The organism is Microbacterium sp. SA39, assembly GCF_000967865.1.
In the GTDB taxonomy this organism is placed as follows: domain Bacteria; phylum Actinomycetota; class Actinomycetes; order Actinomycetales; family Microbacteriaceae; genus Microbacterium.
The window spans coordinates 204372-224755 of record NZ_JXRU01000037.1; the positions used below are offsets into that span (position 1 = coordinate 204372).

A 20384-nucleotide genomic window follows, 5' to 3' on the forward strand; every position below is an offset into this window, starting at 1 on the left:
GATATCTAGGCCCGGAGATCAGCTGCGCAGCTGGTGATCGGGCGGGCGTTCATGTCTCGTTCGGGCGTGCACCGCGGGGAGCCGTCGTCGGCGACCGCGGCCTCGTAGGTGAAGTTCACCTCTCGTGCCTGATCGAACAGGTCAGCATCACTCATCGGTTCCGCACATCCCGTCAGGGCCAACAGACCGCCGATGCTCAGCGCAACGGCGACTGCGCGATGGATGACTCGACGGGTGGTCATGTGTCAGTTGTCGGGCCAGTAGCGGGGCGTGCCGTCGTCGTTGTAGCCGAAGCTGGGGGGATCGGCGGGGTGTTCGAGAAGGGCACGCGGGGTGGCCTGAGCCGAGTCCTTGGGAAGCATCGCGCTGGCGATCGTGTGGGAGTCCCCGGGTTGGCAGGTGCTGTCGGCGTAGATGGTGCCGATGTCGTAGTTGTCGCCGGGGCTGATGTCGACGGTGAGACGGTCGATGTGCGCGTCGGGGTTTCGGGCTTCGACGACGATGTCGGTGATGCCGTCGGTATAGGTGCGGGCCGTGATGTCGGTCCACCCGTTCTCGTCCAACCACGCCCCGATCCGCTCCGCTGCTTCAGCGGGGGTGCCGTCGAGGTGCCACTCGGGAGGAGTTGCTCGAGACATCCGGAACCTGTACCCGTCCGAATCGCAGCTCTGCGGTCGATCCCCGTATTGATCGATCTCCCACTCCCCGTCGAGGATCTGCAGTTGCACGTCGGCGACCGCGGCCTTGTAGGTGAAGTTCACCTCTCGTGCCTGATCGAACAGGTCAGCATCACTCACTGGTTCCCCACAACCCGTCAAGCCGGCAAGAATGCCCATCGTGACAATCGCGAATCCGGCTCGTCTTCTGATCCGTCTCATTGTCGGCCTTCCGCGGTGGCCATCGCCTCGACGAGGTCGACCACTGTCTGTTTGAACGACTGGGACACGGGATCAAGGTACCCGACGGCCTCGTTGTCCATCACCGGCACGGGATCCCCCATGGGTGTGCTCTCGGCTCCGTCGATCAGGTAATACCACTGGGTGCTGCGTTGGGAGTTGTGCCCCTCAGTGCGCTCTCCCATCTCACCCCTGCCGTCGCCGTACCCGGTGACCCATCCGCCGTCGGAACTGAAGGTGTCCACACCGCGAAGGGTACGAGGGTCGACCGGATGCTCGGAGCCCGGTCACCGTCCGATGGGTGCGATGAAATCGTCTGTCGCATGAGTGGCGTGCACCGCACGGAGAGGGTGCCCTGAGAGATCTGCCGTTCCAGCGCTCGAGCGGCGTCTTCAGTGACGCCGGCCGAGCCGTACAACCAGACATTGTCGACGAGCTCGGGATTGTCGGCGATCATCTGCGCGCCCGCCGTCGTCGCCAGGGAATGCAACCCGAGATTGCGCTGCGCACCAGGACTGCTCACCTCGAACCCCCGTTGCAGCTGCGCCAGCCGCTCTGCGCCACCACCGGGCCGTTCGATGTTCCAGGCGTTACTGGTGCCGCCAGAGTCCCACTCCATGAAGAGCACCACGGCGGACTCGGCAGAAGGATCGGCCCGTGTCAACGCACGAGATAGAGCCTTTTCCATTTTGACCGCGCTGTCGGCCCATTCGCCGAGCGATGCCATATCGGTCTCGATCCCGTGCGTGAGGGTGGTGATCTGGTCGGCGTTGTCGACATCGCCGAATCCCAAGCTCGCTCGCGGACTGTTGTCGTCGGTCTCCAGGAACAGCGACAAGAGAAAGACAGGTGTCTGGTCGGCACTGCCACTTGCATCCTTGAGCATGTCGTCCAGCTCTCGCAGCTGTCCCCGGTGCTTGTCATCGAGGTCGTCGCGTGCGAGGAGCTGCTTCAACGTCTCCCGATTGAACCGGGTTCGATCTTCGGCGCGCAGTCCGTTCAAGTTGTTGACCGCGAACGGGGCGAGGGCGAGCAGCTGTGCCAGGGGGGCCGCCATCCAAGGGTCCGCGCCCGTTCCGGCCGTGGACTCCGCTGCGAGTCCTTCCCACAGTCGAGCCGCGCGCTCCGGAGCGACGAAAACGACTGCTCCTGCGAAGTCGGGGTGCGCGGCGATCCACGCCTCGACCTTCGAAGAATCGGCGATACCCAGCCAGTCGATGCGCGAGGCCACCGCTGCGGAGAGAGACGTCTCGAGGTGATCAGCGAGCCCTACCGTCGTCGTCGGGCCCATCGGATATGGCGACGCGGTGACACCCCAGAAAGTATGTGAGACGCGCAGTGCCGTGCCGTGAGCGCCGTAGACCTCGTCGCCACCGGTGAGCACGCTCAAGTCGCCAGCCAGGCCCTCCTCTGCCTCCTCGAGATCGCGACGGAAGCGTTCGATGTCAGCGTGGAGCGTGTCGATCGCGCTGTCGTCGCGCTCACAGCCGCGATCCGCTCAGCGAGCGAGGCACGGCGGAGGTGCAGGGCAGCGAAGACGTACATCGCGTAGTCGTCGAGCAGACGGCTCGCCGCCAGCAGCACAGTCGCGAACTCCTGGGCGGCGGCGTTCGGCTGATCCAGCAGGAGGTGTGCGCCCTCCGCGCCGGCCACCTCGAAGACTTCCGGCAACCGACTCCAGCGATCCAATGCATCATCGCTTGCTGTCGACATGACGCGAGCCGCGCCGGCGACCTGCGCGGCGAGCTGCTCGATCTGCCCCACATCGAGCACCTGAGGCAGCGCTGTCGACACCAGGTTCACCATGTCGGAACCAACGAGTAGGCGCCACGGGGTGCTATGCCCCAGGCGTCCTCCGCATAGCGTTCCGCAGCTTCGACGTTGCCCGCCATCTCGACATCGCCGGCGATGATCGCGACCGTCGCCGCCCCCACGCCCTGAGCGGCCGCGCTGATGGCGTACATCACCTTGCCCGGAACCAGTCGGCGATCCGACATGAACGACGACCATGCGTGCGAGAGAGCCGTCCGCCCGTCGATACTCAGCACTGATTCGCCCGCGGAAGCAGCGTCATCGATTTCGGAATGCACTTTCTCGAAGTCGAGACCGAGATCGTCGATGCCGGCCAGCACTCCCGCGACGCCATCTGGATCCACACGCCACTCGCTCATCCTGCGACCCCCCGATCGTGGTGCGCGACACCGCACACCACGAGCCTACTGTCGACACCGACAACCAGCCAGATCGCCGACACATATCACCCTCGGGGACCGACCGTCTCCCCCGTACGCTAGATGCATGGACTTCCTTGACGAGATCGCCCTCACCGGGCTGACCGTGTTCGGCCGTCACGGCGTGTACGACCATGAGCGGGAGTACGGCCAGGAGTTCACCGTCGATCTCCGGCTGCGTCTCGCGCTGGAGCAGGCCGCAGCGACGGATGATGTGAACGACACCGTGCACTACGGGGAGCTGGCGCAGAACGTGGCCGCTGTGGTCGCCGGGGAGCCGGTGAACCTCATCGAGACCCTCGCTGAGCGGATCGCGGTCGTCGCCCTCGAAGACCTGCGCGTGCAGAACGTCACGGTCACCGTGCACAAGCCGCACGCGCCCATTTCGCTCTCGTTCGCCGACGTCGCGGTCACGGTGCACCGCACGCGCACGCCCGACGGCCTGGAGGACATCACCGCATGAGCCGGAACCTCGCCAAGCCCCTCGGCATTCCGGAGCCTCGGCCGGGGCGACCGGACGCCGTCGCGGTCGTCGCCCTCGGTGCGAACCTCGGGGACCGCCAGGCGACAATCCTCTCCGCTGCCGAGCGCATCGCCCGGCTGCCGCTGGTGACCGACGTGCGCCTGTCCCGTCTGCTCGAGACGGTCGCGCTGCGCGTGGACGGCCCCGATCCCGAGGCTCCCGCCTACGTCAACGCCGTCGCGCTGGTCACGACGCGGCTCGCTCCGGAGATTCTGCTCGGGATGCTGCACGCGATCGAGGATGAGAACGGCCGCGAGCGCCACGAGCGCTGGGGTGACCGCACGCTCGACCTCGACCTGATCGCTTACGGCGACGTCGTCTCGGATCACCCGCGCCTGCGGCTCCCGCACCCTCGTGCCGCCGAGCGGCTGTTCGTGCTGGATCCTTGGCTGGATCTGGACGCCGAAGCGGACCTCGTCGGCCACGGCAGAGTCGCCGATCTCGCAGCCGAGCTGCGGGCGCGGGGCAACGGATGAGACGCACCTCGGCAGGCCTCCTCGCCGTGCTCGTTCTCTTGACGGCGGGCGCCGGCTATCTGCTGGATCATCTGCTGACCGCGGGCGGCCGCGCCACGTTCACCCCGTCGCTGCTGTTGCCGGTGCTGCTCCTGCTGATCGCGGTCGCATCGCTCGGCGTCGCCTGGCCGGTGCGGCACAGTGTGCGCTCGGGCACCAGGATCGATCCGTTCCGCGCCTTGCGGGCGGCGACCCTCGCCCGCGCCTCGAGCCTGCTCGGGGCGATCATGGCGGGTTTCGGCGCGGGGCTCCTGCTGTTCCTCCTGTCGCGGCCCATCGATCCGCCGGTAGGGTCGACTGTGGCCATGCTGGCCCTGATCGGGAGCGCGATCGTCCTCGTGATCGCCGCGCTCATCGCCGAACAGTTCTGCACCCTGCCGAAGGATCCTGATGACTCAGAACCCAGAGACCGCGCCCCTGAACCCGGCGGAGGGCACTGATCGCGACGCCCTCGACCAGGGTACGTACACGCAGCTGCGCACGGCACGGAGCGAGGCCCGCCTCGAACTCGACGGCACCTGGCACCAGATCTCGCCGCGCTACGTCGTGTCGCAGATCGTGCAGAACGTGATCTTCATCGCCTTCATCGCCGTCGTGGCGCTGGTGCTCAGCCTCGTCCTCGATCAGGACTGGGTGTGGATCCCCGCCGGCGTCATCCTGCTCTTCACGGTGATCGCGCTCATCATCCTGCCGCGCCAGGCGAGGGCGATCGGCTACATGCTGCGCGCCGACGACATCGTCTTCCGCAAGGGCATCCTCTGGCAGCGCATGATCGCGGTCCCCTACGGGCGCATGCAGCTCGTCGACATCACCCAGGGTCCGCTCGACCGCGCCTTCGGCATCTCTCAGCTGAAGATGGTGACGGCTGCGGCGACAACCGGCGTGCAGATCCCCGGGCTCACCCAGTCGGCATCCGAGGCGCTGCGCGACACCCTCATCGAGGTCGCCGAGACCCGCCGGACCGGCCTGTGAGCGAGCAGCAGTTCCCGGCGGCCCCGAACGCGCCGTCACCCGCCCAGGTGGGTGACCCGTCGACGACTCTCGCGGACGGCGAATGGCATCGGATGCATCCGCTCACGCCGCTGTTCAAGGGCGGGCTCGTCCTGATCATCGTCGCCGGCCTCCTCATCGCGAACATGCGGGACCGGATCATCGCCTGGTTCGTCACGCTCTTCACGCCGGAAGACGTGAACTACGGCGACTACACGGGCGGCGACCCGGTCGACTGGGTGTTCGAGAACAACCTGATCCTGCTGGTCCTCCTCGGCGTGCTCGGCCTCGTCATCGTGCTCGTGCTGGCCTTCTGGCTGCTGTGGCGCTTCCACCAATTCCGCATCACCGGCGATCATGTCGAGGTGCGCAAAGGCATCGTCTTCCGCTCGCACCGGCGCGCACCGCTCGACCGGGTGCAGGGCGTCAACCTCACCCGTCCTTTCCCTGCCCGCCTCATCGGACTCGCCAAGCTCGAGGTCGTCGGCGCCGGCAACGATGCGAACGTCGACCTGGAGTATCTCGCCACATCGCGCGCCGAGTCGGTGCGCTCCGACATCCTGCGGCTCGCCTCCGGCGCCAGGGCGGCGCGTCAGGCCGCCCTCAACCCGCAGTCACCTCTCGGGGGGACGGGTGCCGCACCGGCATCCACTCGGGCTCAGCTGCGCGGTTCCGTGAACGAGGGCGTCACCAGCCTGATCTCCGGCGTCGATCTGGCGGATGTCGCTCCCGAGAGTGTCGTGAAGATCCCGACCGGTCGTCTGATCGGATCGCAGCTGATCTCGGGACTGCTGTGGGTGCTGTTCTTCGGTGCGATCTTCGCGATCGCGCTGGGCAGCACGATCATCGGCATCCTCGTCGACGGCGACCCGGAGGGCGGAGTGGTGCTGCTCGGCATCGGTCTCGGCATGGGGATCCCGATGACCATCGCGGTCGTCGGTATCACCTGGGCGCAGATCTCGAAGTCCCTGCGCTACTCGATCGCTCCCACGCCGGACGGCGTGCGCATCACGTACGGGCTGCTCACGACCGTGACCGAGACCCTTCCGCCGGGACGCATCTTCGCCGTCGAGGTCTCGCAGTCGCTGCTGTGGCGTCCGTTCGGCTGGTGGACGATCAAGATCAACCGGATGAGCGGGAAGAGCGTCGCGGCGCAGCAGTCGGGCAACGCCCAGCAGTTCAACGTGGTGCTGCCGGTCGGCAAGCGCGCCGATGTCGAGCGCGTGCTGGGCCTCGTACTGCCGGATGTGCCGGCCGCGAGCATCCCCTTCCTCTGGGAGCAGGGCATCGTCGGCCCGGCCGATGGCGACCCCTTCCGTCGGATGCCGCGCCGGGCGTGGTGGCGTCGTCCGCTGTCCTGGAAGCGCCATGGCTACACGGTCGCCGACTTCGGACTGCTGCTGCGCCGGGGATTCGTGTGGCGCAAGCTCGCGATCTTCCCCCTGGCGCGCTTGCAGGGCGTCTCGCTCTCGCAGGGGCCCATCGACCGGGCGCAGCGCGTATCCGGCGCGCAGGTGCACACGGCTCCCGGCCCGATCACGGGATACCTCTCCGGACTCGAGCGCGAGGACGCGCTGGCACTGCTCGGCGACGTCAGCCGGGCGGCGGCAGAAGCCGCCTCCCGGGACACCAGCCATCGCTGGAGCGAGCACGCTGCGCCTCCTGCGCCTCCCTCGTACGTGCCGCCTGCGTATGCGCAGCCCGCGTATGCGCACCTTCCGGCGCCCTCGGGGCCGCCCGTCGCGCTGCCTGCTCCGCCGGTCGGGCCGCCTGCTCCGCCGGTAGGACCGCCGCCGGTCTCGCCGCCGCCTCCTGCTTCCCCGGTGGCGCCACCGGTTGCGCCTCCGCCCGCTCCACCGGTCGCGCCGCCGCCTGCTCCGCCGGTCGCGCCGCCTCCCGCTCCGCCCGTGGCGCCGCCGCCCGCGCCGCCCACCACGAACGGGGAGTGACGCGGTGCTGCGCGACGGGCGTCTCGGCGTCGGCATCATCGGCGCGGGCCAGGTCGGCCCGGTGATCGGTGCGGCTCTCGGCGGCGCGGGACACGCGATCGTGGGTATCACGAGCGGCTCGGACGACGAACGCGCATCCGCAGTGCTGCCCGGAGTGCCGGTGCTCGACGCTCTCGAGGTCGTTCGCCGTGCGGAACTGGTGATCATCGCCGTCCCGACGGACCAGCTCCCCTCGCTCGTCGCGGGCATCGCCGAGGTCGGCGGGTGGCAGATGGGCCAGCTCGTGCTGCACACCGATCCTGCCCACGGCGCGGAGGTCCTGCGACCCGCCGCTGAGCAGGGTGCGATCCCCCTCGCCGTGCACCCGGCGATCACCTTCACCGGAACCTCGATCGACCTGCGACAGCTGCACGCCGGTTTCGCGGCGGTGACCGCGCCTGCTCCGGTGCTGCCGATCGCGCAGGCGCTCGCCGTCGAGATGGGCTGCGAGCCGATCGTGATCGCCGAGGAGGACCGGCCCGCCTACACGGACGCCATCCAGGCGGCGACGGAGTTCTCCCGGTCGATCATCCATCAGTCGACCGCGCGGCTGCGCGCGATCGGTGTCGAGAACCCGGGCGGCTACCTCTCGGCGCTCGTGCAGTCGACCGTCGAGCGGGCCCTGCGCGAAGCATCCGGTCCTCCACCGCTGCTCTGACGGCTCACTCGCCGCGTCACCGGCCGCCGGAGAAGCCCCCGCCACCTCCGCCACCGGAGAACCCGCCGCCGAACGACCCGCCGGAACTCGACGACGTGCCCGCCGATGGCGAGGTGTACGCGGCCGCTGCGTGCGACGAGGACGTGAACGAGGAGAGATACACGCCGAGGTACGGAGTGCTCGGGTCTCCGATCCAGCCGGGACCGCGCTGTGCGGCCGAGTACGCACGCTCGAGCACGTCGCCCCACTCCTTCTCCATGCCGAAGAGCATCGCGTAGGGCAGAAGCCGCTCGTAGACGTGGATCACATCCGCGGTGCCCTCCTGCCGCCGCTCGGCGCCGCTGTACGACTGCAGCATGCGCAGGCGGTCGGCCTCGGCGACGCGGATGAACTCCTCGACGCCCTTCAGATGCTCGAGCTCCCGGGCGCCCTCGGGCGTCAGCACCGTGTGCTTCGAGAACGAATACCAGCTCGCGATGAGCACGAGGACGACGCCGAAGGAGCCCGCCACGAGCGCAGGTACCGCGGAGATCCGACCGCTGATCACCCCGGCGAGCGAGAGTCCGAGACCGGCGACCGCGACCGCGATCGCGATCCATTGCACGATGGCGGCTCCCCGGCTGCGGGCCGTCGTGGTGAGCCCTCGCGTCTGCGCTGCGGTCTTCCCGCTCTGCACCAGCGCGCTCATGCGCCCCGCGAAGGACTCGCTCGCGCGCGGAACATCGACGACACCGCCCTCATTCGCCTTCAGGAACAGCGCGTCCAGGGCCTCCACGTCGAGCTGGTCGGAGATGCGCGATCCGGCGATGCGGCGCAGCCGCGGATTCTCCGGCGACCCGCCTTCCTCGATCCGCAGCGTTCCGCGCACCGCGAGGTGCACGATCTCGGCCGGGATGACGTCCTTCGCGCCCGGCACGATCGCCGCGGCGAGCAGCGGCGGCATCGAGTCGGGCACGTCGTACTGGGCCACGATCACTCCGGTGGCAGTTCCGCGGCGTCGTTTGAACGCGGAGACGCTCAGCCAGGCGCCCACCGACAGGCCCGCGGCACCGATGGCCGCCGCCCAGGGCAGGGTGTCGGTCACCGGATTCGGCGTGCGGGCGGACGGCTGCACGACCGTGGCCGGCTCGAAGCCGATCGCGACCGTCACGCCGTCGCCGGCCGGACGCTCTCCCGACTCGACCCGGAACATCGCGCGATCGCCGTCGATCACCGGCCCCTCGAGGTCGCACGTGTCGGTCGAGCCGGAGACGCCTGCGTAGCAGCTCGCCGATCCGGCGAGTCGTTCGCTCATCGCGGCGTCGAACACGATGTCGGCCCGGAAGCGTTCGATGGGTTGGGTGCTGTCGAGCGGGAGAAGATCCCAGTAGAACTCGTCCACCGCGGGGTTTCCGGTGCCTTCGCCTCGAGAACCTCTCGTCGCGCCGGCGGCCAGCACGACATCGCGCATCTCGTACTCGATCACGTATGTGGTCAGGCCCTGCACGTAGTCGTCGTCGCCGGTGAGGATGAGGAGCAGACCATCCTCCTCGTCGGTCTCGAACGGCACGTCGACTCCCGCCTCGTCGGTGACCGAGAGGACGCGCGTATCGATTCCGGCGTTCTGGTAGGACGTCGGGAGTCCGCGGACGATGCCGCGGTTCTGGTCGTATTCGGGGAATCGAGCGACGAGCGTCTCGGTGACGTTCATCCGGGCTCGGCCCTCGTCGTCGACTCCGACCTCGTACAGCGCATCCCATGAGGCGTAGGAGAAATCGTCGACGTCGGTCTGCGCTGCAGCGGACCCCGCCGCATCGGCGGAGAGTGCCACTGCTGCGGTAGGCATCGAGACCGCGCTCAGGGTGAGGATGAGGACGGCGGTGGCGCGGATGATCCGTGAGGCGGTCATTCTCCGAGGCTACCCAGCCCGCGCGAAGGAGTCGGCGTGCCGCCTCGGTAAACTGGGGAGGACTTCAAGGAGCCCCGCACATGACTGACGCGTCCGCCGCGCCCGATTCGGCCTCGGCCGACCCTTCGAACGAAGAGGACGTCCACGAGCAGAAGGCCGTGCGTCTCGCCAAGCGCGAGCGTCTGATCGAGAGGCGGAAGGATGCCGCGGGCGGCGCCTTCCCCGTCAGCGTTCCCGTCACGCACACGATCCCCGTGCTCCGCGCGCAGTACGGCGAGCTGGAGGCAGGCGCCGAGACCGGCGTCGTCGTCGGTGTCGCCGGGCGCGTGGTGTTCAGCCGCAACACCGGCAAGCTCTGCTTCGCGACGCTGCAGGCAGGTGACGGCTCGCGCATCCAGGCGATGATCTCGCTCGCGAATGTCGGCGAGGAGTCGCTCGCGGACTGGAAGGAGTTCGTCGATCTCGGCGACCATGTCTTCGTCCACGGCGAGGTGATCTCCAGCCGCCGCGGCGAGCTCTCGATCATGGCCGACGAGTGGACGATCGCGTCGAAGGCGATCCTCCCGCTGCCCAACGCGTACTCCGAGCTCAGTGAAGAGGGGCGCGTGCGGAGCCGCTACCTCGATCTGATCGTCCGTGAGCAGGCGCGCACCACGGTCCGCGCTCGCGCGGCGGTGAACGCCAGCCTGCGTGCCACCTTCGCGAACCACGACTATCTCGAGGTGGAGACGCCGATGCTGCAGGTGCAGCACGGCGGAGCATCCGCTCGCCCGTTCGTCACGCGCTCGAACGCGTTCGACACCGAGCTCTACCTGCGCATCGCGCCGGAGCTGTACCTGAAGCGCGCGGTCGTCGGCGGCATCGAGCGCGTGTTCGAGATCAACCGCAACTTCCGCAACGAGGGTGCCGACTCCACGCACAGCCCCGAGTTCGCGATGCTCGAGGCCTACCAGGCCTACGGTGACTACGACCAGATGGCCGCGCTCACGCAGGAGCTCGTGCAGCAGGCGGCGATCGCGGTGACCGGCTCGACGACCGTGACCTGGGCCGACGGAACCGAATACGACCTGGGCGGCGAGTGGGACCGCATCTCGATGTACGAGTCGCTCTCGGCGGCATCCGGTCGCACGATCACGCCGCGGGACTCGGTCGACGATCTGATCGCCTTCGCCGAGGCGAGCGGCGTCGATCTGCCGCCGCAGGCGACACACGGCAAGCTCGTCGAAGAGCTCTGGGAGCACTTCGTGAAGAGCGACCTGGTGCGTCCCACGTTCGTGATGGACTTCCCCGTCGACACCTCGCCACTGGTGCGCGAGCACCGGTCGATCGACGGCGTCGTGGAGAAGTGGGACCTGTACATCCGCGGCTTCGAGCTGGCCACAGGGTACTCAGAGCTCGTCGATCCCGTGATCCAGCGCGAGCGCTTCGCCGAGCAGGCGAAGCTCGCGGCACGTGGTGACGTCGAGGCGATGCCCATCGATGACGAGTTCCTGCGGGCCCTGGAGCACGGCATGCCGCCGTCCGGAGGCATGGGCATGGGCATCGACCGTCTGCTGATGGCGATCACCGGGCTCGGGATCCGCGAGACCATCCTCTTCCCCCTCGTCAAGTAGCGGGCGCGCCCGGTCATTCCACAGGGCCGCGGCGGAACGCCCACTCGGGAAGGATCGCGCCGCCGATCATCGTCTCGAGGAGAGCCGCAAGCCCGTACTCCGGATCGATCTCGCGAACCAGCGCGAGGTAGTGACCCGCGTGGGTCGATCGGCCGAGAGCCCACGAGAGCCAGGCGGCCGCCGTGAGCGGCGCGGGCCGTGAGGTGCGAGGCGCGCGCGCCGCTGCGAGACGGACGACCGACAGTGCGTTGCGGAGCCGCACGAGATCGGGCGTGCGGCCGCGGCCGAGGAACACCTCGCCCAGGTCGTCGGGGACGCTGGTGCCCGACCCCGCGAAGGCGAGCTGAGCGGAGAGAGTGCGCATGCCACCGGTGAGATCGGTCGCCCATTGCGCGATCGCGACGTCACGGAACAGCGGCCGATCGAGGCACCAGAGCAGAGCGGCTGTCGCGAACGGCGGCAGATCGTCGGGTTCATGCACCACGGACTCGAAGAATGCCGGGACGTCTTCGAGCATCACGAGAGCGGCGATGGCCAGCGGGTTCTCACGCCCGGTGAGCGTGCCGCACTTGTCGCGGCAGAGAATATCGGTGAGGTCGGCGAGTGCCTGGCCCACGCGCTCCTTCTCGGCGAGGTCGGCGTGCGGGAGTGCCGTGCCGGCGAACTGGTCTTCGTACACATCGCCGTCGGCACGAGGTTCCGTAACGGGCACGATGTCGGCGAGGGCCCCGATCTCGGGGTCGCCGACGAGGTAGCTCGACCAGCCGGCCGGCGTCACGCACAGGGCGTCGACGACGCGGAGCCCGGCGTCCTCCGCGCAGCCGAGCAACTCCTCGACCTCGACCGCGAACGGCAGGACGAGACCATCGCGCGTGGGATGCGGCTCGGAATCGGTGTAGACGACCACGGCGACGGCATCCGTCCCGTCGACGCGAGAGACGAGGCCGACGGCGGTGTCGGCGTACTCCTCGAGGGAGATGTCGGGGTCAGGCAGATCGAGGCGCATCGCCCCATAGGAGCGGGAGCCGCGGAACGGGAGGATGACGATGCTCTCGCGGGGAGTGAAGCCGGCGAGAGCAGGGACGAGGCGGAGGAATTCAGCGGAACCGGAGGCTCGGAGCAGTGTGGTCATTCCAGGAGTGTCATCGAACGGCGAGGCGCGATGTCGCGAAAACGGCGCCTGTGGACCGGCGACCTGGAAGGCGCCGACTGTGGACGAAGAGTCGCTCGCGTACGATGGAGGGATGGAGAACTTCTGGATCGCTGCGGCATGGTCGATCCTGCCGACCATCGGAGTGTGCATCGTGTTCTTCATCGTGATCCGCGGCATCCTGCGGTCCGACCGTACCGAGCGCAAGGTGCACGCGAAGATCGAGGCCGAGGAGCGCGCGGCGCGCGGCCTCCCCCCTCGCACCTGAGCGGCGTCCGAGCCATCGGCTACTGTGTAGCCCATGCGCGACGGACCGCGCGACCCTCCGGTGATCGTCGCCGGGGGAGCGAGGGGAGACGATGACGCCGGAGGCCTGGGGCTGGTGGATCGCCGGCTTCCTCTTGGTCCTCGACCTCGTCATCCGCACCACGGCGATCATCGTGATCCCGCGCAATCGACGGCCCACCGCCGCGATGGCCTGGCTCTTGGCCGTGTTCTTCATCCCCTTCATCGGCGTCTTCCTCTTCCTCCTGATCGGCAATCCGCGTCTTCCACGCGCGCGTCGTCGCAAGCAGGACCAGATCAACGAGTACATCGCGCAGACCAGCGAGCATCTGCATTTCGGCACGCTCCGCCCGGATGCACCGGGATGGTTCGGCCCGATCGTGGAGATGAATCAGAGGCTCGGAGCTCTGCCCCTCTCCGGCGACAACGGCGCGCACCTCATCTCGGACTACCAGGAATCACTCGACGCGATGGCCGACGCCATCCGCGAGGCGGAGGACTACGTCCACATCGAGTTCTACATCCTGCAATCCGATGAGTCGACCGACAACTTCTTCCGTGCGATGGAAGAGGTCGCGGCCCGGGGCATCGAGGTGCGGGTGCTCCTCGACCACTGGGCGAATCGCTGGAAGCCGCGTTACCGGCAGACGATCAAGCGGCTGAACGCGATGGGCGCGAACTGGCAGCTGATGCTTCCCGTCCAGCCGCTCAAGGGCAGGATGCAGCGCCCCGACCTCCGCAACCATCGCAAGCTCGTCGTCGTCGACGGCAAAGTGGCCTTCCTCGGCTCGCAGAACGTCACCGACTCGACCTACAACCTGCCGAGGAACATCAAGCGCGGGCTGCACTGGGTCGACCTGATGGTGCGCATCGACGGGCCGGTCGTGCTCAGCGTGAACGCGATCTTCCTCAGCGACTGGTACAGCGAGACCGACGAGGTCCTCGAAGAGATCGACATAGCGCATGCCGAGATCGGCTCCGGCAACCTCGACTGCCAGGTGGTCCCCTCCGGGCCGGGATTCGAGCTCGAGAACAACCTGCGGCTGTTCCTCGGACTGCTGTATGCGGCCAAGAAGCGCATCATGATCGTCAGCCCCTACTTCGTCCCCGACGAGGCGCTGCTGCTCGCCGTCACCGCGGCCGTGGACCGCGGTGTCGAGGTCGAGCTGTTCGTCTCCGAAGAGGGTGACCAGGCAATGGTCTACCACGCGCAACGCAGCTACTACGAGGCGCTCCTCAAGGCGCAGGTGCGCATCTGGATGTACCGCAAGCCCTACATCCTCCACACCAAGAGCCTGACGATCGACGACGAGGTCGCGGTCATCGGCTCGAGCAACATGGACATGCGCTCCTTCGGTCTGAACCTCGAGGTGTCGATGCTCGTGCGCGGCGAGGAGTTCGTCGCCGAGATGCGCGCCGTCGAGGACAAGTACCGTTCGCTGAGCCGCGAACTGACGCTGGAGGAGTGGATGCAGCAGCCGCTGCGATCGACCGTCCTCGACAATCTCGCCCGCCTCACCTCCGCCCTGCAGTGAAGGTGCTTCCGGAATCATGGACGAGTACCCTGTGTCCCATGGCCCCTCGTACGCGTCTCGCCGTCCTCCTCTCCTCTCTTGCCGGGATCGCGCTTCTCGCCGCGGGATGCACGACGACACCGGGCGCGGAGACTCCGACCAACTCCCCGGCGCCGAGCGCGACCACGGGTGACGACGCCGGCGACATCGAGGGAGTGCTCCTCGACGATGGCCGCATGTTCGCCGTCGTCACCTGGGGATCGTCCGGCTGCATCCCGCAGGTCGACGAGGTCGCAGCCGAGGGGCAGACCGTCACGGTGACGCTCGTGGACCTCGACGACGAGAACGGCGAGGAGAAGGTCTGCACGGCCGACTTCGCGCCCCGCGCGAGCATCGGCGCCCTTCCGGAGGGTGTCGATCCGACCGCCGAGATCACCCTGAACGTCACCTACGGCGACGTCACCGACGACGCCGAGCTCGACGGCGGCGCCGCCTTCTCCGGGAAGCCCGGCAGTTCCACGGAGTATCAGCCCTCGGCCGGCTGGTTCGACGACGGCAGCCTGGTGCTGCTGACCTGGGGTTCCTCGTCGTGCGCGCCGGTCGTGGAAGCCGTCGAGGGGGCCGGAAACGCGGGCACCGTCACGTTCGTGACCGATGCCGAGCAGGTGTGCACCATGGATATGGCGCCGCGCGCGACGATCATCGCCTTCCCCGACGACGAGGTGGACGACGACGACTTCACACTCACGCTGACCGGCGGCGGACTCGAGGGCGACGTCAAGGTGCACAGCAGCTGACCACCGGACCCCGGGCTGTGCGGCTCAGAGCAGCGACACCGGGTGGCCGGCAGGGAGGGCGAGCAGCAGCGCGCCGGGATCCGCGCGGCAGGTGATGCGCACGGCCTCGCCGAACTCGTCGCCGTCGAGCTCCACCGGCGTCGGAGCCGGTGCCGCTGCCTCCGCAGCGACACCGCGGAAATAGTGCACCGAGGCGTCCCTGCCGCGCCGTTCGAGCACGCGTCGTCCGGCACGGAACCGCCGCAGGACCGAGTTGTCCCACCAGATCTTCCGCCAGACGCCGAGCCAGCCGAGCACGCCCGTCGGCTGGATGACGGCGAAATCGAGCCTCGAGTCGGTGATCGAGGCATCCGGAATCAGGGCGATTCCCGCGGGCAGCGTGCCGCAGTTCGCGAACAGGATGCTGTACACCTTCGTCGAGTGCAGGCGTCCGTCGTCGATCTGGTACACGGCGCGGAACGGTCGCGCGCCCGGCAGCGATCTGGCCGCACCGTCGACGTACGCGATCCACCCGACCGATCTCTTCAGGTCGGAGCGCGTGTTCGCGATCATGTCGGCGTCGAGGCCCATTCCGGCCAGCACCACGAAGGCGTGCTCCGACTGGTTGCCGTCCGCGCGGACCAAACGTGCCCAGCCGATGTCGATCGGATGCCGGAAGTCGCCCAGCGCTGCGCGGATCATCTCGGTCGGATCGCCGAGCGGCAGCCCGAGGTTGCGCGCCAGCAGGTTGCCGGTGCCGCTCGGCAGGATCGCCAGCGGCACCCCGGAGTTCGCGATCGCCTCGGAGACGGCGCGCACGGTGCCGTCTCCGCCTGCGACGAGTACGACATCCACGCCGCGGGCCAGCGCCAGTCCGGTCGCCGCCTGTCCGGCATCCTCGATCGTCGTGGGGTAGAACGCCGGATGCTCCCATCCGGCTTGCTTCGACTGGTCGCGCATCAGGGCTCTGAGACGCTTGGCGTCGACCTTGATCGGGTTGTACACGAGCGCCGCCTGGCGGCGGGCGGAATCGCTCGTGGTCATGGCGCTACTCTAAGCCCGGTCCGCGGGCGTCTCGCGTCTCGCCCAGGCCTGCGGGGGCTCGTCGGGCGCGGCTGACCGCACGGGCGCGCGCCCTAGACTTGGTGGATGATCGACCTCGCACTCCTCCGCGATCAGCCGGAGATCGTCCGCCGTTCACAGGCTGCTCGTGGGAATGACCAGGGCACCGTCGACGCCGCACTCGAGGCCGACCGATCGCGGCGCCAGGCGCTGACGGCGTTCGAGGAGCTGCGGGCCGAGCAGAACGCCTTCGGCAAGCAGGTCGCCAAGGCGCCGAAGGAGGAGAAGGCTGCTCTCGTCGCCCAGGCCAAGGATCTCGCCGAGCGTGTGAAGCAGGCCCAGTTCGCGGCGAACGAGGCTGCCGAGGCGGCATCCGTCGCACTCGCCCGCATTGAGAACGTCGTGATCGAGGGTGTGCCGTCCGGTGGCGAGGCCGATTTCGTCGAGCTGCGTCGCGTCGGCGACGTGCCGACCTTCGACTTCGAGCCGCGCGACCACCTGGAGCTCGGCGAGCTCCTCGGTGCGATCGACATGGAGCGCGGTGCGAAGGTGTCGGGTGCGCGCTTCTACTTCCTGCGCGGCATCGGCGCCCGCCTCGAGATCGCCCTCATGAACCTGGCGCTGGACAAGGCGCTGCAGAACGGGTTCGTGCCGCTGATCACGCCGACGCTCGTGCGCCCGGAGATCATGCAGGGCACCGGCTTCCTCGGCGAGCACGCCGACGAGGTCTACCACCTCGACAACGACGATCTGTATCTCGTCGGCACCAGCGAGGTCGCGCTCGCCGGCTACCACAAGGACGAGATCGTCGATCTGACCGACGGCGCGCTCCGCTACGCGGGATGGTCGACCTGCTACCGCCGCGAGGCCGGTTCGCACGGCAAGGACACCCGCGGCATCATCCGCGTACACCAGTTCAACAAGCTGGAGATGTTCGTCTACACGAACCCGGAGGATGCCGAGACCGAGCACCTCCGTCTCGTCGCACTGCAGGAGGAGATGCTGACCTCGCTCGGCCTCTCCTACCGCGTGATCGACGTCGCCGCCGGGGACCTCGGATCGAGCGCCGCCCGCAAGTACGACATCGAGGCGTGGGTCCCGACCCAGGGCGCGTTCCGCGAGCTCACCTCCACCTCGAACTGCACCACGTTCCAGGCCCGGCGCCTCGACGTGCGGTACCGGCCGGGCCCTTCGACAGGCTCAGGGACCCACGGCGAAGGAGCAGCGACCCAGGCGGGGGCGAAGACGCAGCACGTCGCGACGCTGAACGGCACGCTCGCCACCACGCGCTGGATCGTCGCGCTGCTCGAGACCCACCAGCAGGCCGACGGTTCGGTGCTCGTCCCGGAGGTGCTGCGCCCGTACCTCGGCGGACTCGACATCATCCGACCACTCGGATGGGTCGACGCCGACGCCGCCCTTCCGCAGGCTCAGGGACCCACTTCATGAGCGCACCCTGGCTCGTCGGTCTCGACGTCGACGGCACGATCATCCTGCAGGACGAGTCGATGAGCCCCGGCGTGCCCGAAGCGGTCGCCCGCGTCCGCGACGCGGGTCACGAGGTCACGATCGCCACCGGCCGCAGCTGGATGGCGACGCGACGGTATGTCGAAGAGCTCGGACTCACCGCGGAGTACGTGGTCTGTTCGAACGGCGCCGTCACCATGCGCCGCGTGGGCGAGGAGTGGGAGCGCTGGAACGTCGAGACCTTCGACCCGCGGCCGGTGCTCGCGCTGCTGCAGGAGCGTCTGCCGGAGGCGCGTTACATGGTCGAGCTCGCCTCGTCGCAGCGGCTCTACACGGCAGTGCTCGACGACTGGACCCTCGACGGTGGTCGACAGGTCGACTTCGACGAGCTCGGCGTCGAGCCGGTCTCGCGCATCGTCGTCGTCTCGCCGGGGCACGATGAGGAGGATTTCCATCGGCTGGTGGCGGATGCCGGACTCAATGAGGTCTCCTACGCGATCGGCTGGACGGCCTGGCTCGACATCGCCCCGCAGGGCGTCGACAAGGGCACCGCGCTGGAGCAGGTGCGCACCGAACTCGGCATCGAGGGCGAACGCGTCTTCGTCGCAGGCGACGGCCGCAACGACATCGGCATGTTCGGCTGGGCCCGGTCGCATGGCGGGCGCGCGGTCGCGATGGGGCAGGCTCCCGCCGAGGTGAAGGATGCCGCGGGTGAGATCACGGACGACGTCGCCGACGGCGGTCTCGCGTCGGCTCTCGACACGCTTCCAGCACCCGCCCAGGTCGACGCGCGAGAATAGAACTCGGCTAGACTCACGCGTTGTCGGCAGTTGCGACTGTCGGGAGGGTTGTCCGAGCGGCCGATGGAGCTGGTCTTGAAAACCAGTGGGCAGAGATGTCTCGTGGGTTCGAATCCCACACCCTCCGCATACTGACCTTGAAAGGCCACGAGTGAGCGAGAACTCCCGACGCCGTCGCACCATCGCGCGTCACGGTCAGCAGCGGACCCCCGGGGCGGTCGGCCAGCTGATGAAGTTCCTCGCGATCGGTCTCGCGGTCGTGCTCGTCAGCGGGTTCGGCGTCGGCGCCTACATCCTCTATGACTTCTCCAGCACCGTCTCCGCCAACGCGGTCGATCTGGAAGGTCAGGAGCAGCTCCCTCCCGAGATCGGCGCGTACAAGGAGGGCTTCAACCTCGTCCTGACCGGAGTCGACACGTGCGAAGAGGAGTACAAGGACCTCTTCGGAGATCGCTGCACCGGCCGTGATGCCGAGGGCACGCTCAACGATGTGAATCTGCTCGTCCACGTTTCGCAGGAGCCGCGTCGCATCACCGTCGTCAGCTTTCCCCGAGACCTGATGATCCCGATCCCGGAGTGCACCGACGCGGAGGGCAACGTCCAGTCGGGCATGAGGAAGCAGCAGCTCAACGTCGCGTACTCGGACGCGGGACTGAACTGCGTCGCGAAGACGATCGGCGAGCTCACCGGCCAGGAGATCCAGTTCGCGGCATCCGTCACCTTCGGCGGCGTGATCGAGATCACGAATGCGATCGGTGGCGTCGAGGTCTGCCTCGCGAACCCGATCAAGGACCGCTACACCGGCCTCGACATGGCTGCCGGCCAGCACTACCTGCAGGGTCTTCAGGCCCTGCAGTTCCTCCGCACCCGCCACGGTGTCGGCGACGGCAGTGACCTCGGCCGCATCGGCAACCAGCAGCAGTACATGTCGAGCCTGGCGCGCACCCTCATCAGCGGCGAGACGCTCGGCAACGTCCCGATCATGCTGAAGCTGGCGAACATCGGGCTGAACAACCTCGAGACCAGCACGTCGCTCGCCGATCCGATGAAGATCGTGCAGATCGCCCTGGCCGTGAAGTCGGTGCCGTTCGAGGACATCGTCTTCCTGCAGTTCCCGACGGTCGCCGACAGCTCGGATCCGAACAAGGTGGTGCCGAACGAGGCGGCCGCGAGCGTCATGTGGGATGCCATCGCGGCGAATGCGCAGTTGCAGATCACACATCAGAACACCAGCGACGAGGGGGTCGTGGTGCAGGAACCTGCCGCGCCGGTCGACGGCGCGACTCCTGACCCGAACGCCACTCCGTCGGAGGTCGTCGCGCTTCCTGACACGATCAAGGGCAACTCGGCCGCACAGCAGACGTGCTCGAACGGCAACGTCCGCTAGTCAGGCGTGCGGATGCGCCTCGCAGATCGCGGGCGCTGCCCTAGGGGGAGGCTTCCGCTGCAGCGGGATGCTGAAGCGCCTCGATGAGTGCGGCCATGATGCCGGGCATGTCGACCGTGGGGTCGATCATCCACTGCAGCTGGAGGCCGTCGGATGCCGCCTGGATGATGCGCGCCAGCGTTTCGGGATCGAGCCCCGGACGCTGCTCGTCGGTGGTGAAGTTCGCGGCGATCGTCTCGCGCAGATGTGCGCTGCGCTCGAGGAAGTACGCGTGCGCCGGGTGCCCGGGGTCGGCGGCGTCGACGGAGAGGCGTGAGAAGAGTGCGACGAGCCCTGGCACCCGGGTGTTGTGTCGGATCACCTCGAGGAAGCCGTCGCGCGCGTCCGCTGCGCCGAGGAAAGCCGGGTCGAGCCCGTCCTGCTCGTCGCGCTTTCGCAGCACAGCGGTGAACAGCTCCTCCTTGGACCCGAAGTAGTGCAGGAGGGCCGCGGGGGTGACGCCGACGACCTCGGCGATCTCCTTCAGCGAGGCGTTCTGGTAGCCCCTGCGACCGATGACGTCGAGCGCGCTCTCGAGGATCTCCTCGCGCCGCGCGACGCCTTTCGCGTACGAACCTCGTGCAGCCATGACTCGACACTAA

General features: G+C 68.2%; 23 protein-coding genes and 1 tRNA gene. 14 read left to right on the forward strand and 10 right to left on the reverse strand.

Annotated features, from left to right (window positions below; genetic code table 11):
* Positions 1 to 5: 5 nt before the first annotated feature.
* The 6 genes from RS85_RS19745 to RS85_RS14420 all read right to left on the reverse strand — a co-directional run bounded on the left by RS85_RS19745 (position 6) and on the right by RS85_RS14420 (position 3067).
* Positions 6 to 155: a hypothetical protein gene (locus RS85_RS19745; RefSeq protein WP_160298632.1), complete on the reverse strand. Its 150-nt coding sequence runs from the start codon at positions 153 to 155 to the stop codon at positions 6 to 8.
* A gap of 90 nt (positions 156 to 245) precedes the next feature.
* Positions 246 to 797 carry a hypothetical protein gene (locus tag RS85_RS14405; protein WP_046014134.1) on the reverse strand — a complete coding sequence of 184 codons (552 nt, stop codon included), beginning with the start codon at positions 795 to 797 and terminating at the stop codon, positions 246 to 248.
* Positions 798 to 874: 77 nt separating this feature from the next.
* Positions 875 to 1000 carry a hypothetical protein gene (locus RS85_RS20155; protein ID WP_268748009.1) on the reverse strand — a complete coding sequence of 42 codons (126 nt, stop codon included), beginning with the start codon at positions 998 to 1000 and terminating at the stop codon, positions 875 to 877.
* A gap of 23 nt (positions 1001 to 1023) precedes the next feature.
* Complete coding sequence (locus tag RS85_RS14410) at positions 1024 to 1953, reverse strand: alpha/beta hydrolase (protein ID WP_160298633.1); 930 nt, start codon at positions 1951 to 1953, stop codon at positions 1024 to 1026.
* Between the two features lie 329 nt (positions 1954 to 2282).
* Positions 2283 to 2690 carry a hypothetical protein gene (locus RS85_RS14415; protein ID WP_235282451.1) on the reverse strand — a complete coding sequence of 136 codons (408 nt, stop codon included), beginning with the start codon at positions 2688 to 2690 and terminating at the stop codon, positions 2283 to 2285.
* 5 nt (positions 2691 to 2695) lie between these two features.
* The gene (locus RS85_RS14420) at positions 2696 to 3067 is read right to left on the reverse strand and encodes a DUF6507 family protein (RefSeq protein WP_046014137.1); all 372 of its coding nucleotides are present in this window, start codon (positions 3065 to 3067) and stop codon (positions 2696 to 2698) included.
* Positions 3068 to 3194: 127 nt separating this feature from the next.
* Here RS85_RS14420 and folB point away from each other — a divergent pair, with 127 nt between their 5' ends.
* Genes folB through RS85_RS14450 form a run of 6 tightly spaced genes read left to right on the forward strand, consistent with a single transcriptional unit; the run spans position 3195 to position 7801 of the window.
* The gene (gene folB, locus RS85_RS14425) at positions 3195 to 3590 is read left to right on the forward strand and encodes a dihydroneopterin aldolase (protein ID WP_046014138.1); all 396 of its coding nucleotides are present in this window, start codon (positions 3195 to 3197) and stop codon (positions 3588 to 3590) included.
* The gene (gene folK, locus RS85_RS14430) at positions 3587 to 4126 is read left to right on the forward strand and encodes a 2-amino-4-hydroxy-6-hydroxymethyldihydropteridine diphosphokinase (RefSeq protein ID WP_046014139.1); all 540 of its coding nucleotides are present in this window, start codon (positions 3587 to 3589) and stop codon (positions 4124 to 4126) included. Before folB ends, folK begins: the two co-directional genes overlap by 4 nt.
* Positions 4123 to 4605, forward strand: a complete 483-nt coding sequence (locus tag RS85_RS14435; RefSeq protein ID WP_046014140.1) for a DUF3180 family protein — start codon at positions 4123 to 4125, stop codon at positions 4603 to 4605. The genes folK and RS85_RS14435 overlap by 4 nt, the downstream gene beginning before the upstream one ends.
* On the forward strand, positions 4556 to 5137 hold the full coding sequence (locus RS85_RS14440; protein ID WP_046014141.1) for a PH domain-containing protein: 582 nt from the start codon (positions 4556 to 4558) through the stop codon (positions 5135 to 5137). Before RS85_RS14435 ends, RS85_RS14440 begins: the two co-directional genes overlap by 50 nt.
* Positions 5134 to 7104, forward strand: coding sequence for a PH domain-containing protein (locus RS85_RS14445; protein WP_046014142.1), 1971 nt, complete (start codon positions 5134 to 5136; stop codon positions 7102 to 7104). Before RS85_RS14440 ends, RS85_RS14445 begins: the two co-directional genes overlap by 4 nt.
* Before the next feature lie 4 nt (positions 7105 to 7108).
* Entirely contained in the window at positions 7109 to 7801 is a 693-nt protein-coding gene (locus RS85_RS14450; protein WP_046014143.1) for a DUF2520 domain-containing protein, read from the forward strand.
* Positions 7802 to 7817: 16 nt separating this feature from the next.
* On the opposite strand, the gene RS85_RS14455 is transcribed toward RS85_RS14450, so the two are convergent.
* Positions 7818 to 9689: a DUF2207 domain-containing protein gene (locus RS85_RS14455; protein ID WP_046014144.1), complete on the reverse strand. Its 1872-nt coding sequence runs from the start codon at positions 9687 to 9689 to the stop codon at positions 7818 to 7820.
* A gap of 80 nt (positions 9690 to 9769) precedes the next feature.
* Between RS85_RS14455 and lysS the strand changes: the two genes are divergently transcribed.
* Complete coding sequence (lysS, locus tag RS85_RS14460) at positions 9770 to 11302, forward strand: lysine--tRNA ligase (protein WP_046014145.1); 1533 nt, start codon at positions 9770 to 9772, stop codon at positions 11300 to 11302.
* A 13-nt stretch (positions 11303 to 11315) separates the two neighbouring features.
* Here the strand turns inward: lysS and RS85_RS14465 are convergent, their stop codons facing one another.
* Positions 11316 to 12434, reverse strand: coding sequence for a DUF4192 family protein (locus tag RS85_RS14465; protein WP_046014146.1), 1119 nt, complete (start codon positions 12432 to 12434; stop codon positions 11316 to 11318).
* Positions 12435 to 12546: 112 nt separating this feature from the next.
* On the opposite strand from RS85_RS14465, the gene RS85_RS19845 reads away from it, so the two are divergent.
* From RS85_RS19845 to RS85_RS14480, 3 genes are all read left to right on the forward strand, one after another.
* Positions 12547 to 12720, forward strand: a complete 174-nt coding sequence (locus RS85_RS19845) for a hypothetical protein (RefSeq protein ID WP_162836778.1) — start codon at positions 12547 to 12549, stop codon at positions 12718 to 12720.
* A 91-nt stretch (positions 12721 to 12811) separates the two neighbouring features.
* The gene (gene cls, locus RS85_RS14475) at positions 12812 to 14272 is read left to right on the forward strand and encodes a cardiolipin synthase (RefSeq protein WP_046014148.1); all 1461 of its coding nucleotides are present in this window, start codon (positions 12812 to 12814) and stop codon (positions 14270 to 14272) included.
* Positions 14273 to 14310: 38 nt separating this feature from the next.
* Positions 14311 to 15048, forward strand: coding sequence for a hypothetical protein (locus RS85_RS14480; RefSeq protein WP_046014149.1), 738 nt, complete (start codon positions 14311 to 14313; stop codon positions 15046 to 15048).
* A gap of 24 nt (positions 15049 to 15072) precedes the next feature.
* On the opposite strand, the gene RS85_RS14485 is transcribed toward RS85_RS14480, so the two are convergent.
* The gene (locus RS85_RS14485) at positions 15073 to 16071 is read right to left on the reverse strand and encodes a diacylglycerol/lipid kinase family protein (RefSeq protein WP_046014150.1); all 999 of its coding nucleotides are present in this window, start codon (positions 16069 to 16071) and stop codon (positions 15073 to 15075) included.
* Positions 16072 to 16176: 105 nt separating this feature from the next.
* On the opposite strand from RS85_RS14485, the gene serS reads away from it, so the two are divergent.
* From serS to RS85_RS14505, 4 genes are all read left to right on the forward strand, one after another.
* Complete coding sequence (serS, locus tag RS85_RS14490; RefSeq protein ID WP_046014151.1) at positions 16177 to 17538, forward strand: serine--tRNA ligase; 1362 nt, start codon at positions 16177 to 16179, stop codon at positions 17536 to 17538.
* On the forward strand, positions 17535 to 18356 hold the full coding sequence (locus RS85_RS14495) for an HAD family hydrolase (protein ID WP_046014152.1): 822 nt from the start codon (positions 17535 to 17537) through the stop codon (positions 18354 to 18356). The genes serS and RS85_RS14495 overlap by 4 nt, the downstream gene beginning before the upstream one ends.
* Before the next feature lie 42 nt (positions 18357 to 18398).
* Positions 18399 to 18483, forward strand: a tRNA-Ser gene (locus RS85_RS14500).
* A 24-nt stretch (positions 18484 to 18507) separates the two neighbouring features.
* A complete protein-coding gene (locus RS85_RS14505) occupies positions 18508 to 19743 on the forward strand; it encodes an LCP family protein (protein WP_046014153.1) in 1236 nt (411 codons plus the stop codon).
* Positions 19744 to 19783: 40 nt separating this feature from the next.
* Here the strand turns inward: RS85_RS14505 and RS85_RS14510 are convergent, their stop codons facing one another.
* Positions 19784 to 20371: a TetR/AcrR family transcriptional regulator gene (locus tag RS85_RS14510; protein WP_046014154.1), complete on the reverse strand. Its 588-nt coding sequence runs from the start codon at positions 20369 to 20371 to the stop codon at positions 19784 to 19786.
* Positions 20372 to 20384 lie beyond the last annotated feature (13 nt).

Coding starts and splice junctions, on each gene's coding strand:
- RS85_RS19745 (WP_160298632.1), bottom strand. CDS start 155: ATGAGTGATGCTGACCTGTTCGATCAGGCACGAGAGGTGAACTTCACC.
- RS85_RS20155 (WP_268748009.1), bottom strand. CDS start 1,000: ATGGGGGATCCCGTGCCGGTGATGGACAACGAGGCCGTCGGGTACCTT.
- RS85_RS14410 (WP_160298633.1), bottom strand. CDS start 1,953: ATGGCGGCCCCCCTGGCACAGCTGCTCGCCCTCGCCCCGTTCGCGGTC.
- RS85_RS14420 (WP_046014137.1), bottom strand. CDS start 3,067: ATGAGCGAGTGGCGTGTGGATCCAGATGGCGTCGCGGGAGTGCTGGCC.
- folB (WP_046014138.1), top strand. CDS start 3,195: ATGGACTTCCTTGACGAGATCGCCCTCACCGGGCTGACCGTGTTCGGC.
- folK (WP_046014139.1), top strand. CDS start 3,587: ATGAGCCGGAACCTCGCCAAGCCCCTCGGCATTCCGGAGCCTCGGCCG.
- RS85_RS14435 (WP_046014140.1), top strand. CDS start 4,123: ATGAGACGCACCTCGGCAGGCCTCCTCGCCGTGCTCGTTCTCTTGACG.
- RS85_RS14440 (WP_046014141.1), top strand. CDS start 4,556: ATGACTCAGAACCCAGAGACCGCGCCCCTGAACCCGGCGGAGGGCACT.
- RS85_RS14455 (WP_046014144.1), bottom strand. CDS start 9,689: ATGACCGCCTCACGGATCATCCGCGCCACCGCCGTCCTCATCCTCACC.
- lysS (WP_046014145.1), top strand. CDS start 9,770: ATGACTGACGCGTCCGCCGCGCCCGATTCGGCCTCGGCCGACCCTTCG.
- RS85_RS14465 (WP_046014146.1), bottom strand. CDS start 12,434: ATGACCACACTGCTCCGAGCCTCCGGTTCCGCTGAATTCCTCCGCCTC.
- RS85_RS19845 (WP_162836778.1), top strand. CDS start 12,547: ATGGAGAACTTCTGGATCGCTGCGGCATGGTCGATCCTGCCGACCATC.
- cls (WP_046014148.1), top strand. CDS start 12,812: ATGACGCCGGAGGCCTGGGGCTGGTGGATCGCCGGCTTCCTCTTGGTC.
- RS85_RS14480 (WP_046014149.1), top strand. CDS start 14,311: ATGGCCCCTCGTACGCGTCTCGCCGTCCTCCTCTCCTCTCTTGCCGGG.
- RS85_RS14485 (WP_046014150.1), bottom strand. CDS start 16,071: ATGACCACGAGCGATTCCGCCCGCCGCCAGGCGGCGCTCGTGTACAAC.
- serS (WP_046014151.1), top strand. CDS start 16,177: ATGATCGACCTCGCACTCCTCCGCGATCAGCCGGAGATCGTCCGCCGT.
- RS85_RS14495 (WP_046014152.1), top strand. CDS start 17,535: ATGAGCGCACCCTGGCTCGTCGGTCTCGACGTCGACGGCACGATCATC.
- RS85_RS14510 (WP_046014154.1), bottom strand. CDS start 20,371: ATGGCTGCACGAGGTTCGTACGCGAAAGGCGTCGCGCGGCGCGAGGAG.